This is a genomic window from Streptomyces sp. NPDC004788 (genome assembly GCF_053601115.1).
In genome coordinates, this window is record NZ_JBSGBF010000089.1 from 1 (window position 1) to 13,979 (window position 13,979).

The 13,979-nt window shown below is 73.2% G+C and carries 8 protein-coding genes and 1 pseudogene; 7 read left to right on the forward strand and 2 right to left on the reverse strand.

Features of this window, described 5'->3' with window-relative positions; all coding sequences use genetic code 11:
* Nucleotides 1-112 precede the first annotated feature (112 nt).
* Nucleotides 113-3,682 (reverse strand): annotated as a pseudogene (locus ACWEJX_RS29645) (ABC transporter ATP-binding protein); the annotation flags it as partial.
* 274 nt (nucleotides 3,683-3,956) lie between these two features.
* On the opposite strand from ACWEJX_RS29645, the gene ACWEJX_RS29650 reads away from it, so the two are divergent.
* Genes ACWEJX_RS29650 through ACWEJX_RS29670 form a run of 5 tightly spaced genes read left to right on the forward strand, consistent with a single transcriptional unit; the run spans nucleotide 3,957 to nucleotide 8,954 of the window.
* Nucleotides 3,957-4,868, forward strand: coding sequence for an ABC transporter ATP-binding protein (locus tag ACWEJX_RS29650; protein ID WP_451610493.1), 912 nt, complete (start codon nucleotides 3,957-3,959; stop codon nucleotides 4,866-4,868).
* Nucleotides 4,869-4,882: 14 nt separating this feature from the next.
* Nucleotides 4,883-5,656 carry an ABC transporter permease gene (locus ACWEJX_RS29655; RefSeq protein WP_451610521.1) on the forward strand — a complete coding sequence of 258 codons (774 nt, stop codon included), beginning with the start codon at nucleotides 4,883-4,885 and terminating at the stop codon, nucleotides 5,654-5,656.
* Nucleotides 5,657-5,661: 5 nt separating this feature from the next.
* A complete protein-coding gene (locus tag ACWEJX_RS29660) occupies nucleotides 5,662-7,005 on the forward strand; it encodes a sensor histidine kinase (RefSeq protein ID WP_451610494.1) in 1,344 nt (447 codons plus the stop codon).
* Nucleotides 6,989-7,642 carry a response regulator gene (locus ACWEJX_RS29665; RefSeq protein WP_451610495.1) on the forward strand — a complete coding sequence of 218 codons (654 nt, stop codon included), beginning with the start codon at nucleotides 6,989-6,991 and terminating at the stop codon, nucleotides 7,640-7,642. The genes ACWEJX_RS29660 and ACWEJX_RS29665 overlap by 17 nt, the downstream gene beginning before the upstream one ends.
* A gap of 58 nt (nucleotides 7,643-7,700) precedes the next feature.
* Nucleotides 7,701-8,954, forward strand: coding sequence for a hypothetical protein (locus tag ACWEJX_RS29670; protein ID WP_451610496.1), 1,254 nt, complete (start codon nucleotides 7,701-7,703; stop codon nucleotides 8,952-8,954).
* On the opposite strand, the gene glgX is transcribed toward ACWEJX_RS29670, so the two are convergent.
* Entirely contained in the window at nucleotides 8,936-11,155 is a 2,220-nt protein-coding gene (gene glgX / locus ACWEJX_RS29675) for a glycogen debranching protein GlgX (protein WP_451610497.1), read from the reverse strand. The genes ACWEJX_RS29670 and glgX overlap by 19 nt on opposite strands.
* Before the next feature lie 152 nt (nucleotides 11,156-11,307).
* Here glgX and ACWEJX_RS29680 point away from each other — a divergent pair, with 152 nt between their 5' ends.
* Complete coding sequence (locus ACWEJX_RS29680; protein WP_451610498.1) at nucleotides 11,308-12,531, forward strand: Ig-like domain-containing protein; 1,224 nt, start codon at nucleotides 11,308-11,310, stop codon at nucleotides 12,529-12,531.
* A gap of 193 nt (nucleotides 12,532-12,724) precedes the next feature.
* Nucleotides 12,725-13,975, forward strand: a complete 1,251-nt coding sequence (locus ACWEJX_RS29685) for a L,D-transpeptidase (RefSeq protein ID WP_451610499.1) — start codon at nucleotides 12,725-12,727, stop codon at nucleotides 13,973-13,975.
* Nucleotides 13,976-13,979: the final 4 nt, after the last annotated feature.

Sequence of the window (13,979 nt, forward strand, 5' to 3'; positions counted from 1 at the left end):
GCGCGGCGCCCGTCGCGGGGGGCGGGCCGGGCCCCGTGGCGCCGCGACGGGGTGCGGCCAGGGCCGGGCGGCCCCGGGGCGGGTGCCGCCGGGGCCGGGCCGCGCGGGGGCTTCAGCCCACCAGACTGTCGCGCCAGGCCCGGTGCAGCCCCGCGTACCGGCCCTCGCCGCCGACCAGTTCGGCCGGCGAGCCGTCCTCCACCACGCGGCCCGCCTCCATCACCAGGACCCGGTCGGCGACCTCCACCGTGGAGAGCCGGTGGGCGATCACCACCGCCGTACGGCCCGCGAGCACCGTGCCCATCGCGCGCTGCACCGCCCGCTCGCCCGGCACGTCGAGCGAGCTCGTCGCCTCGTCCAGGATGAGCACCGCCGGATCGGCGAGCAGCGCCCGGGCGAAGGCCACCAGTTGCCGTTGTCCGGCCGAGATGCGGCCGCCGCGCTTGCGCACGTCCGTGTCGTAGCCGTCCGGCAGGCCCGCGATGAAGTCGTGCGCGCCGATCGCCTTCGCCGCCTGCTCGATCTCCGCGCGGGTCGCGTCCGGCCGGCCGATCGCGATGTTCTCGGCGACCGTCCCCGAGAACAGGAACGCCTCCTGCGTCACCATGACCACACCCCGCCGCAGCTCGGGCGTGGCCAGATCGCGCAGGTCCACCCCGTCGAGGAGCACCCGGCCGTCGGTCGGGTCGTAGAAGCGGGCCAGCAGCTTCGCCAGCGTCGACTTGCCCGCGCCGGTCGCGCCGACCACGGCGACCGTCTGGCCGGCCGGGATCGTCAGGTCGAAGCGCGGCAGCACCTCGCCGCCCGTGCGGTACGCGAACCGCACGCCCTCGAAAACCACCTCGCGCCCCGGCGCCGCCCCCGTCCTGGCCGGCAGCTCGCGCGGCGCGGCCGCCTCCGGCACGCCCGGCTCCTGCGCGAGCAGCCCGGCGATCTTGGCGAGCGAGGCCGCCGCCGACTCGTACGAGTTGAGGAACATGCCGAGCCGGTCGATCGGGTCGTAGAGCCGCCGCACGTACAGCACGGCCGCGGCGAGCACGCCGAGCTCCAGCGAACCGTGCGCGACGCGCCACGCGCCCCACAGGCACATTCCGGCCACCGCCGTGTTGGCGACGAGCCGGGAACCGACGACATAGCGGGCCATTTCGAGGAGCGCGTCGCCGTTGCTGCGCTCGTGGCGCCGGTTCAGGACCGCGAACTCGGCGTCGTTGGCCCGCTCCCGGCGGAACGCCCGCACCGGCCGGATCCCGTTCATCGTCTCCGCGAACTTCACGATGGCCCCGGCGGCCGCCGTCGACCGTTCCGCGAAGACCAGGGCCGAGCGGCGCCGGTAGATCCGTACGAGCAGATACAACGGCCCGAACGACGCCACCGCGACCGCGCCGATGCCCAGATCCAGCCACAGCAGCACCAGCGAGATCGACACGAAGGAGAGGACGACGGCGATCAGCTCCTGCAGCCCCTCGGAGAGCAGCTCGCGCAGCGACTCCACGTCGGTCGTGGACCGGGAGATCAGCCGGCCGGAGGTGTAGCGCTCGTGGAAGTCGACGCTCAGCACCTGCGCGTGCCGGAAGATCCGCCCGCGCAGGTCGAGCAGCACGTCCTGGTTGACCCGGGCCGCGACCCGGACGAACGCGTACTGCAGCAGCCCGCCGGCCGCCGCGCACAGCAGGTACCCGACGGCGACCGCGACCAGCGGCCCGTGATCCCCGGCCCGGAAGGCCGGCACGCCCCGGTCGAGCGCGTACGCCACGATCAGCGGCCCCGCCTGCAGCGCCGCCTGCTGCACGAGCAGCACCAGCGCCCCCAGCCCGACCCGCCACCGGTGCGCGGCGAGGAGCGAACGCAGCAGCCGCCCGGTGGCACCGGGCGCGACGGGGAGGTCGTCCCGGTCGAAGGGGTCGCCGGGACCGTCGCCGGTCGCCGCCGGGGTCCCCGTGCTCGTGTCCGTCATCGGTCCCGGTCCTCCTCGCGCTCGCCGGACATCAGCCAGGCGTACTCGGCGCTGGTGCGCAGCAGTTCGTGGTGGGTGCCGACGGCCGTGACGCGGCCGCCGGACAGCAGGGCGACCCGGTCGGCGAGCAGCACCGTGGACGGGCGGTGGGCGACGACCAGGGCGGTCGTGTCGCGCAGCACCTCCCGCAGCGCCGCCTCGACACGGGCCTCCGTGTGGACGTCGAGCGCCGACAGCGGGTCGTCCAGGATCAGGAAGCGCGGCCGGCCGACCACCGCGCGGGCCAGCGCGAGCCGCTGCCGCTGGCCGCCGGAGAGGCTCAGGCCCTGCTCGCCGACCTCGGTCGCGGCGCCGTCCGGGAGGCGGTCCACGAAGCCGTCGGCCTGGGCGACCTCCAGCGCGCGCCGCAGCTCCGGCTCGGCGGCGTCCGGCCCGGCGCCCATCAGGACGTTCGCGCCGACGGTCGCCGAGAAGAGCGTCGGCTCCTCGAACGCCACCGACACCAGCGACCGCAGCCGCTCCCGCGGCATCAGCGCGATGTCCTCGCCGTCCAGCAGGATCCGCCCCCCGGTGACCTCGTGCAGCCGCGGTACGAGCGCGGTGAGCGTGGTCTTGCCGGAACCCGTCCCGCCGACGAGCGCCAGCGTCTCGCCGGGCCGGATGTGCAGGTCGACGCCGTCGAGGACGGGCGGCGCGCCGGCCGGGGCGTCCGGGAAGCGGAAGCTGACGTTCTCGAACCGCACGCCGTCCGCCACGACGTCCTGCCCAGTGCCCCCGGCGGCGGCCGGATCCGACTCCTCCGCCGCGTCCATCACCTCGAAGTACCGTTCCGTCGCCGTCGCCGACTCCTGCACCAGAGCCAGCAGGAAGCCGATCGACTCCACCGGCCAGCGCAGCGCGAGCGCCGTCGACAGGAACGCCACCAGCGTGCCCGGCGACAGCTCCCCGTCCGCCACCTGCACCGTGCCGAGCACCAGTGCCGAGCCCACCGCCAGCTCCGGCAACAGCGTGATGACCGCCCAGATCCCGGCGAGCAGCCGGGCCTTGACCAGCTCCGTGCCGCGCAGCCGCTCGGCCAGCGTGCGGAACGCCTCCGCCTGGCTGCGATGGCGCCCGAAGCCCTTGACGATCCGGATGCCGAGCACGCCCTCCTCGACCACCGTCGTCAGATCGCCCACCTGGTCCTGCGCGCGCCGCGCCACCACAGCGTACCGCCGCTCGAAGACCGAGCAGAGGACCACCAGCGGCACCACCGGGCCCAGCAGCACCAGGCCGAGGGTCCAGTCCTGGGCGAGCAGCAGCGCGTAACCGGCCAGGATCGTCACGCCGTTGACGAGCAGGAAGGTCAGCGGGAAGGCCAGGAACTGGCGGACCACGATCAGGTCCGCCGTCGCGCGCGAGAGCAGCTGGCCGGACGCCCAGCGGTCGTGGAAGGCGATCGGGAGCCGCTGCAGCCGCCCGTAGAGATCGGCCCGCATCGTCGCCTCGACGCCCGCCAGTGGCCGCGCCACCAGCCACCTCCGTATGCCGAAGAGGACCGCCTCCGCGATCCCGAGCAGCAGCAGGTACAGGGCGCCGAACCAGACCCCCGCCGTGTCGCCCGCCGCCACCGGACCGTCGACCAGCCACTTCAGCACGAGCGGGATGACGATGGAGAGCAGCGAGGCGACGACCGCGACGAACGCGGCCGTGAACAGGCGGGCGCGCACCGGTACGACGTACGGCCAGAGCCGCAGCAGCGTACGGGTGGTGGAGCGGCCGGGGGCCGCATTCTTGGTGGGTACATGTTCTGAGGGCATCAGGGCCGAGCCTAAGGTTCACCCCTGACATCGCTCATGTGGTTTTCCGGCCACCGACCGGAGCCGCGGACGGCCCGCGGTCGGAACGCCGTCGGAGCCGCGGACGGTCCGCCGGTCGTAGCCGCTCATCAACCGATCGGCTGATCGCGGATCGAGCGCGATGGCCGATACCGCCGCCCGGCCGCGCGACCGAACCTTGGGTCATGCCCATGATCGAGGTTCAGGACCTGCAGAAGGCCTACGGCGAGCGCAAGGCCGTCGACGGCGTCACGTTCACGGTCGAGGAAGGGGAGATCTTCGGCATCCTCGGCCCCAACGGCGCCGGCAAGACCACCACCGTCGAGTGCGTCGCCGGACTGCGCGTCCCCGACGCCGGCACCGTCCGGGTCGCCGGGCTCGACCCCGTCACCCGGCACGCCGAGGTCACCCGGCTGCTCGGCGTCCAGCTCCAGCAGAGCGCGCTCCAGCCCAAGCTCACCGTCCGCGAGGCGCTCGAACTGTACGCGTCCTTCCACGAGCGTCCCGCCGACTGGCGGGACCTGGCCGAACGGCTGGCCCTGACGGACCAGTTGGGCAAGCGGTACGCGAAGCTGTCCGGCGGTCAGCAGCAGCGCCTGTTCATCGCCCTGGCGCTCGTCGGCAACCCGCGCGCGGTCATCCTCGACGAACTCACCACCGGCCTCGACCCACGGGCCCGCCGCGACACCTGGGCGCTCGTCGAGTCCGTACGGGACAGCGGCGTGACCGTCCTCCTCGTCACCCACTTCATGGAGGAGGCCCAGCGGCTGTGCGACCGGATCGCCGTCATCGACCGCGGCCGGGTCACCGCCCTCGACACCCCCGCCGGGCTGATCCGCCGGGCCGGGGCCGCCAAGTCCGTCTCGTACGAGGACGACGGACGCGACGCAGGCATCGACCGGGCCGAACTCCTCGCCCTGCCCGGCGCCACCGCCGTGCACACCCAGGGCGGCCGGACCGTCGTCACCGGCACCGACGCCACCGTCGACGCCTTCGTCCGGCTGCTCGCCCGCCGCGGCCTCACCGCCCGCGGCCTGCGCGTCACCGACGCGACCCTCGACGACGCCTACCTCGACCTGACCGGAGCCGACCAGTGACCACCGCGACGCCCATGACCCCGCCCACCGCCCATGCCGCCCCGCGCAGCCGCCCCGCCCTCACCCTCCTGCGCACCGAACTCCGCCTCTTCGCCCGCGAACCCGGCGCCCTGTTCTGGGTGATGATCGCGCCCACCCTGCTCCTGGTGATCCTCGGCAGCATCCCGTCCTTCCGCGAGCCGGGCGCCGACTTCGGCGGCGCCCGGGTCATCGACTACTACGTCCCCGTGGCCGTCCTCTTCGCGATGATCACGGCCGGCCTCCAGGCCATGCCGCCGGCCCTCACCGGCTATCGCGAGAACGGCATCCTGCGCCGCCTGTCCACCACCCCGGTCCGCCCTCGCGCCCTTCTCGGCGCCCAGCTCGCCCTGAACGGCGTCGCCTCGCTGGTCTCCGCGCTGCTCGTGATCGCCACCGGCCGGATCGCCTTCGACGTCGCCCTGCCCGGGAACCTCCCCGGCTACGCCCTCGCGCTGCTCCTCGCCGTCTCCGGCACCCTCGCGCTCGGCGCGGCGGTCTGCGCGGTCTCCCGCACCCAGAAGATGTCCCAGGCGGTCGGCTCGGCCGTCTACTTCCCCAGCATGTTCACGGCGGGTGTCTGGCTGCCGGTCCAGGGCATGCCGGATACGCTGCGCGGGATCGTCGAGTTCACGCCGTGCGGCGCCGCCTCCCGGGCGCTCGACGCCGCCGCCACGGGTGACTGGCCCGCCTGGAGCGCGCTCGGGGTGATGGCCCTGTGGGCGGTGCTGCTCACCGGGGCGGCGGTCCGCTGGTTCCGCTGGGAGTGACGTACATGAGGGGCGAAGTGATCACGACCACGAGCGGCGGCACCGGCACGGCCACGGGGGCCACGACGGTCGAGGCCCGCTGGCGGCAGTTCTTCCGCTGGGGGCCGTACGGGCTGCTCGCCATCGCCACCGTCCTCGCCGTCGCCACGGCCGACCAGATCCCGCACAGCCCCCGCCCGCTCGTCGCCGTCGCGCTCCTCGTGGCGGCCCTCACCCTCCAGCTCTGGTGGAGCTTCCACCAGCGTGGCCGGCCCGACCCGGAGCCGGTGGAACCCCACCCCGGCCAGGCGATCGTCCACCTCGTCCCAGGCGCCCCTGGCCCCGCCTCCACCTGCTACTTCGTGCTCCGTACCGCCCTCGCGTTCGCGCTCACCTGGGTCAACCCCTTCTTCGCCGTCTTCGCGTGCATGGGCTACTTCGACGCCTACCACCTGCTTCCGCCCCGACCGGTCCTGGGCCGGGCCGGACTGCTCGCCGTCGCGCTCACCCTCGCCGGATCCCAGTCCGGCGGCCTGCCACCCCGCTTCGTGCTCCAATGGGTGGCGTTCGGCGGGCTGTTCGTCATCAACGCCTGCCTCGCCCTCGGCCTCGCCCACCTCGGCCAGAAGGAGGCGGAGAAGGCCGCCACGCTCGCCCGCACCAACGCCCGCCTGGAGCAGGCCCTCGCCGAGAACGCCGCGCTCCAGGCCCAGCTCCTCGTGCAGGCCCGCGAGGCCGGCGTCGCCGACGAGCGGCGGCGGCTCGCCGCCGAGATCCACGACACCATCGCGCAGGGCCTCACCGGCGTCATCGCCCAGCTCCAGGTGGTCTCCATGACCACCGACCCCGAGCTCGCCCGGGTCCACCTGGGGCGCGCCGCCGACCTCGCCCGGCACAGCCTCGGCGAGGCCCGCCGCTCCGTGCAGAACCTCAGCCCGGTCGCCCTGGAACACGACACCCTGCCCGAGGCGTTGAAGAAGACCGTCGCGGCCTGGTCCGAACGCACCGGAATCACCGCCCGGTTCACCGTCACCGGCACCGAGCGCCCGCTGCACGACGAGATCGCCGCCACCCTCCTGCGGATCGCCCAGGAAGCCCTGGCCAACGCCGAGCGCCACTCGGGCGCCGCCCGCGCCGGCGTCACCCTCTCCTACATGGGCGACGAGATCACCCTCGACGTCCGCGACGACGGCCAGGGATTCGATCCGGCCGCCGTCCCCGCCCGGTCCCGGGCCGGCGGCTTCGGCCTCGACGGCATGCGCGCCCGGGCCGAACGGCTCGCCGGACACCTCACGTTGGAGGCCGAACCCGGTCACGGCACCGCCGTCAGCGCTCGCGTACCGTTGGGTCCCGATGAGCGCCATGTCTGAGATCACCCTCCTCCTCGTGGACGACCACCCCGTGGTCCGCGACGGTCTGCGCGGCATGTTCGAGGCCGACCCCGCCTTCCGGGTCCTCGGCGAGGCGTCGAACGGGGTCGAGGGCGTCGAGCTCGCCGAGCGCCTCGATCCGGACGTCGTCCTGATGGACCTTCGCATGCCCGGTGGCGGCGGCGTCGACGCCATCGCCGAGCTCGCCCGGCGCGGCGCCCGCGCCCGGGTCCTCGTCCTCACCACGTACGACACGGACACCGACACCCTGCCCGCCATCGAGGCCGGCGCCACCGGCTACCTCCTCAAGGACGCGCCGCGCGAGGAGCTGTTCGCCGCCGTCCGGGCCGCCGCCGAGGGCCGCACCGTGCTCTCCCCGGCCGTCGCGAGCCGCCTCGTCTCCCGGGTCCGCACCCCCGCCCCGCCCGCCGACGAGTCGCTCTCCGCCCGCGAGCGCGAGGTCCTCGAACTCGTCGCCAAGGGCACCTCCAACCGCGAGATCGCCGCCGAGCTGTTCATCAGCGAGGCCACCGTGAAGACCCATCTCACCCACATCTTCGCCAAGCTGGGCGCCAAGGACCGGGCCGCGGCGGTCGCCGTCGGCTACGAGCGGGGCATTCTCGGTCGCAGCGGCTGACCCCCGTCCCGTAGGATCACCGGCCATCGATCCTGGGGCGGGAATGAGGAACACAAGGGTGGGGACCACACACAACCGACGCGCACGTGCCACGGCGCTGCTGCCGCTGCTGCTCACGGCGCTGGCGGCATGCCAGTCCGGGGGTCCGGGCGACGCCAAGGGGGCGGCGAGCCCGTCGCCGTCGGGGACGCCGGTCTTCGACGTACGGCTCGACGACCAGCTCCAGGCCGCCACCAAGGCCACCCACGCGGCCGGAACCGCAGGATTCACCTGGACGCTCCGCTACGGCTCCGCCCACGGCACGGCCGTGGACAGCGCCAGCGGCGTGCAGGACTACATCGAGGACCGCGCCCAAGCCGGGCGCGTCCTGGACATCCCGCGCCGCTTCCCCGAGGACGCCGCCGCCGACCTCGGCGGCCGGCCCGGCGCCAAGCCCGTGCGCGAGTCGTACGAGATCCAGGGCAACCAGGTCGACTACCGGACCAGGCGGGGCGGCTGGCTGCGCTACTCCTCGCAGGCGTCCATGGACGTCGTCGACCTCTACGACGGCATCCTCCAGCGGGCCGGTGAGACCGCCCCGTACGGCGGGACCCTCGCCGAGGTGGTGCGGAACGCCGACGCGACGAAGCAGCCGGTCAAGGACGCCCGCGGCAACCGTACGTACGAGCTGACCATCACGCCGCAGACGGCCGCGCCCGCGTTGCCGTACAACCTCCAGCCCACGCTGAAGTACTTCCGGGGCGGCGAGCGGGTCGCGCTGACGGTCGTGCTCGACGCAAAGGGCCGGCTCACCCGGGCGACCGCCGACTACAAGCCCGTCCTGAAGGCGCTGCACAAGGACGGGCTCCTCAAGGGCGTCACCTCCCTCAAGGCCGAATACGCCGTCGCCGGCTTCGGCAGCACCAAGGTGGGCGACCCGCAGGAGTGGCAGGCGAGGAAGGCCGAGGACGCCGAGAAGGCCCTCACCCCGCTCGCCAAGCTCAAGCCCGGCGCCTGCGGCTCCGCCGACACCGGCCTCGCCGGCAGCCTCGACCTGGTCCGCGCCGTCCCCTGCGGGAGCGACGCCGACCTGCGGGTCTTCGGCCAGGTGAAGATCAAGGAGAGCATCGAGGGCAACCCGACCGGCGTCGCCGACAAGAAGGCTGGCGAGCGCTGCGGCAGCAGGTTCGACTCCGCGCCGGCCGCCTGGGTGCGCGACGCGCGTCCGGCCGGCACGTACTACACCTACGGCGCCGGCTCCTCCAGCTCCTCCTACACCGGCCCGGACGTCGACATCGAGGGCGACTACACCTGCTACGTGCAGCTCTCCTGAACCCCGGCCACCCGCAGCAGCACCACCGACCGCTCCGCCACCGTGATCTTCTCCCCGCCCGGGTGCACCGTGCCCGGCGGGCCGGACTGGTCCTCCAGGGCGGTGTCGACGACCAGTTCGTACGACTCCGCCCACGGCGGGCCCGGCAGCCGGAAGCGCACCGGGCGGGGTCCGGCGTGCAGCACCGCGAGGAAGCTGTCGTCGAGGACCTGCTCGCCGCGGGCGTCCCGGCCCGGTATGTCACGGCCCGACAGGTACAGGCCGAGCGTGGCGGCGGGCGCGTACCAGTCCCGCTCGGTCATCTCGGTGCCCTCGGTGGTGAACCAGGCCAGGTCCCGCAGCCCGTCCGCGCCCTGCGGCCGGCCGGAGAAGAAGGCGCCGCGGCGCAGCACCGGATGCCGGTGGCGCAGCGCGAGCAGCCGCCGGGTCAGCGCGAGCAACTGGGCGCGGCCCGGCTCCTCGGGCAGCGTCCAGTCGAGCCAGCCGATCTCGTTGTCCTGGCAGTAGGCGTTGTTGTTGCCGCCCTGGGTGCGGCCCATCTCGTCGCCCGCGACCAGCATCGGCACGCCGGTGGAGAGCAGCAGCGTGGTCAGCAGGTTGCGGGACTGGCGGCGGCGCAGGGCGCCCACCTCCGCGTCGTCGGTCTCGCCCTCCACGCCGCAGTTCCAGGACCGGTTGTCGTGGGTGCCGTCCCGGTTGCCCTCGCCGTTGGCCTCGTTGTGCTTGCGTTCGTACGTGACGAGGTCGCGGAGCGTGAAGCCGTCGTGCGCGGTGACGAAGTTGACCGAGGCGTACGGGCGCCGGCCGCCCCACGCGTACAGGTCGCTGGAGCCGGAGAGCCGGTAGCCGAGGTCGCGCACGTCCGGCAGCGCGCCGCGCCAGAAGTCCCGCACGGCGTCCCGGTAGCGGTCGTTCCACTCGGTCCACAGCGGCGGGAAGGCGCCCACCTGGTAGCCGCCGTTGCCGACGTCCCACGGCTCGGCGATCAGCTTCACCCGCCGCAGCACCGGGTCCTGGGCGATGACCGCGAGGAACGGCGAGAGCATGTCGACGTCGTGCATCGACCGCGCGAGCGCCGCGGCCAGGTCGAAGCGGAAGCCGTCCACGCCCATCTCGGTGACCCAGTAGCGCAGGCTGTCGGTGATGAGCCGCAGCACCTGCGGCTGCACCACGTGCAGGGTGTTGCCGCAGCCGGTGTAGTCGGCGTAGCGGCGGGCGTCCGACTGGAGCCGGTAGTAGCCGCGGTTGTCGATCCCCTTCAGGGACAGCGTGGGGCCCAGCTCGCCGGCCTCCGCGGTGTGGTTGTAGACGACGTCGAGGATCACCTCGATCCCGGCCGCGTGCAGCGCCCGCACCATCCGCTTGAACTCGCCGACCTGCTGCCCGGTGGTGCCGGACGAGGAGTAGCCGGCGTGCGGGGCGAAGTAGCCGATCGAGTTGTAGCCCCAGTAGTTGGACAGCCCGCGCCGCAGCAGATGGTCCTCGTGCGCGAACTGATGCACCGGCAGCAGCTCGACCGCCGTCACCCCGAGCCGTACGAGGTGCTCGACGGCCGCCGGGTGCGCGAGGCCCGCGTAGGTGCCGCGCAGGTGCTCGGGGATGCCCGGGTGACGCATGGTGAAGCCGCGGACGTGCAGCTCGTAGATGACCGAGTCCGGCCAGGGCGTCTTGGGCCGGCGGTCGTCGGACCAGTCGTCGTCGTCCTGGACGACGACGCCCTTGGGGACGTACGGGGCGGAGTCCCGCTCGTCGCGGACGGTGTCGGCGACATGCTGCTGCGGCCAGTCGCGGACGTGGCCGTACACCTCCGGCGGCAGCGTGAAGTCCCCGTCGACGGCCCGCGCGTACGGGTCGAGAAGCAGCTTCGCCGGGTTCCAGCGGGCTCCGGTCCACGGGTCCCAGCGGCCGTGCACCCGGTAGCCGTACCGCTGTCCGGGGCCGACGCCGGGCACGAAGCCGTGCCAGATCTCATGGGTCAGCTCGGTCAGCGGCAGCTGGGTCTCCGTGCCGTCCGGCGCGAACAGACACAGCTCCACCGCCTCCGCCCCGCCCGCCCACAACGCGAAGTTGGTGCCCATGGCCCCGTCCGGCCCGACCCGGACCCGGGCGCCCAGCGGCGTCGGCGCCCCCGGCCACACCACCGGCACCCGTGGCTCATGGGCACGCTGACGTACCGCCTCCTGCTCGGCTGCGCTCGACACCGTCCGGCCTCCCGCGGCTCTCGTACGGCGCAGGGCGGCGTCCCGGCCGCGGCTCCCCGTACGTCCTCCCGACTGTTCTGCCCGGTCGGCCCCGCTCCCAACATGCCGCGCCCGCACGTTTCCCCTGGAGGGGGGCCGTCGTTGGGCCGGGCGTGAGACATGTACTGAAGCGGGCGGGGCTCGCGCTCGCCGTGGCGGGCCTGCTCGCGGGCCTCGCGGGCTGCAGCGGAACGGACGGCGGGGGCGGCGGCCTGTTCGACGGCCCCCTGCCCGGAAAGGCCCGGGCGCCGGGCGATGTGATCCGGGTGAGCCCCGAGGACGGCAGCCGCGGGGTGCTCGCCGGGGACCCGGTGGAGATCTCGGTCGACAGCGGGCGCCTTGAGCGGGTGACGGTGGTCCAGGTGGAGGACGCGCAGCGCACCGAGCTCGCGGGGGAGATCTCCACGGACGGGCTGCACTGGCGGCCCCGGCCCGGCACCCGGCTCGCGCTCGCCGCCAAGTACAGCGTCGACGCGGTCGCCCTGGACGGGTACGGCCGCCGCTCGGCCCGGCACACCACCTTCACCACCGTCGTCCCCGAGCACCGCTTCATCGGCTACTTCAAGCCGGAGAACCGCTCCACGGTCGGCGTCGGCATGATCGTCTCCTTCTCCTTCAACCGGGAGATCGAGAACCGCGCCGAGGTCGAGCGGGCCATCAGCGTGACCTCCGACCCGCCGGTGGAGGTCGTCGGCCACTGGTTCGGCAAGGACCGGCTCGACTTCCGCCCCGCCGCGTACTGGCAGCCGGGCACCAGGGTCACCGTCGACCTCGGGCTGCGCGACGTCGAGGGCGCGCCGGGCGTCTACGGGATCCAGCGCAAGACCATCGGCTTCACCGTCGGCCGCTCGCAGGTCTCCCGCGTCGACGCCGAGAAGCACACGATGGACATCGTGCGCGACGGCGAGCCGCTCACCACGCTGCCGATCACCGCGGGCGCGCCGAAGACCACCACGTACAACGGGAAGATGGTGGTCACGGAGCTCTTCGACGTGACGCGGATGGACGGGCGGACAGTCGGCTTCGGCGGCGAGTACGACATCAAGGACGTGCCGCACGCGATGCGGCTCACCGACTCGGGCACCTTCCTGCACGGCAACTACTGGGCCTCGGCGGACACCTTCGGCTCGGCGAACGTCAGCCACGGCTGCGTCGGTCTGCGGGACGTGAAGGGCGGCGGTGCGGACACCCCGGCGGGCTGGTTCTTCGACCGGACGCTGGTCGGGGACGTGATCGAGGTCGTCAACTCGCGCGACAAGCAGGTCGCCCCGGACAACGGGCTCGGCGGCTGGAACGTGGAGTGGAGCCGCTGGAAGGAGGGCTCGGCGCTGAGCTGAGGGTTTCTCCGCCGGTTCGGCGCCGAACTGAGGGGCCGGCTTCCGCTCTATCACGGCAACTGCGACTGAACGGTGACATTCACGAGGAACTTTCGTGTCCCACGGTGTGATTATCTAACGCCGTGTGCGCGGAAGGATGCGCACGGGGGTGGGGCCCTGGCGGTGCCGGGTCGTGCGAGGGGAGAGATCCATAGTGAACGGGCAGCCGATATCCGAGGCGACCGCGGGACGACGGCGGCGCAGCGCCCGCCTGGGCGCCCTGGCGACGGGGACGCTGCTCCTCGTCCTGACGGCGTGCGGCGGCGGCGGGGGTGCCACCGGCGGCGGCAAGGGGGGCCAGGACCCGGCGGGCAGCGCCGGCGGCAAGCAGGAGAATGCGGCCTCGCAGGCGGTCGTCAACGTCGCCCCGAAGGACGGCGCGGACTCCGTCGCCACCAGCGGCGCGCTGAAGGTGACGGCCGACCAGGGCAAGCTGACCACGGTCACGGTCGCCGACTCCGAGGGCAACAAGGTCGACGGGAAGATCTCCGCCGACGGTGCCAGCTGGGAGCCGACCTCGCACCTGTCCGCGAGCACCCAGTACAAGGTGCACGCGATCGCCCAGGACTCCGACGGCCGTGAGTCGGCGAAGGACACCACCTTCACCACGCTCGTCCCGAAGAACACCTTCATCGGCCACTACACGCCGGAGAACGGCGAGACCGTCGGCGTCGGCATGCCGGTCTCCATCAACTTCACCCGGGGCATCACCGACCCGGAGGCCGTGGAGCGCGCCATCAAGGTGACGGCCGTGCCGGCCGTGCCGATCGAGGGCCACTGGTTCGGCAACGACCGCCTCGACTTCCGTCCCGAGAACTACTGGGCCGCCGGCACCAAGGTGACCGTGCAGCTCAATCTCGACGGCGTCGAGGGCCGGCCGGGCGTCTACGGCAAGCAGAAGAAGACGTTCTCCTTCACCATCGGTCGCCGCCAGGTCTCCACGGTGGACGCCTCCGCGCACACCATGAAGGTCGAGCGCGACGGCAAGATCATCAAGACCATCCCGATCAGCGCGGGCGCGCCGTCCACGACGACGTACAACGGGCAGATGGTCATCAGCGAGAAGTACAAGGTGACCCGCATGAACGGCGCCACCGTGGGCTTCGGCGGCGAGTACGACATCAAGGACGTGCCGCACGCGATGCGCCTGTCCGCCTCGGGCACCTTCGTGCACGGCAACTACTGGGGCTCCCCGGGCATCTTCGGCAACACCAACACCAGCCACGGCTGCGTCGGTCTGCGCGACGCCCGCGGCGCGGGTGACAGCTCGACCCCGGCGGCCTGGTTCTACGACCGCTCGCTCATCGGTGACGTCGTCATCGTGAAGAACTCGAAGGACAAGCAGATCCAGCCGGACAACGGCCTCAACGGCTGGAACATGTCCTGGTCGGAGTGGAAGGCGTAAGCCT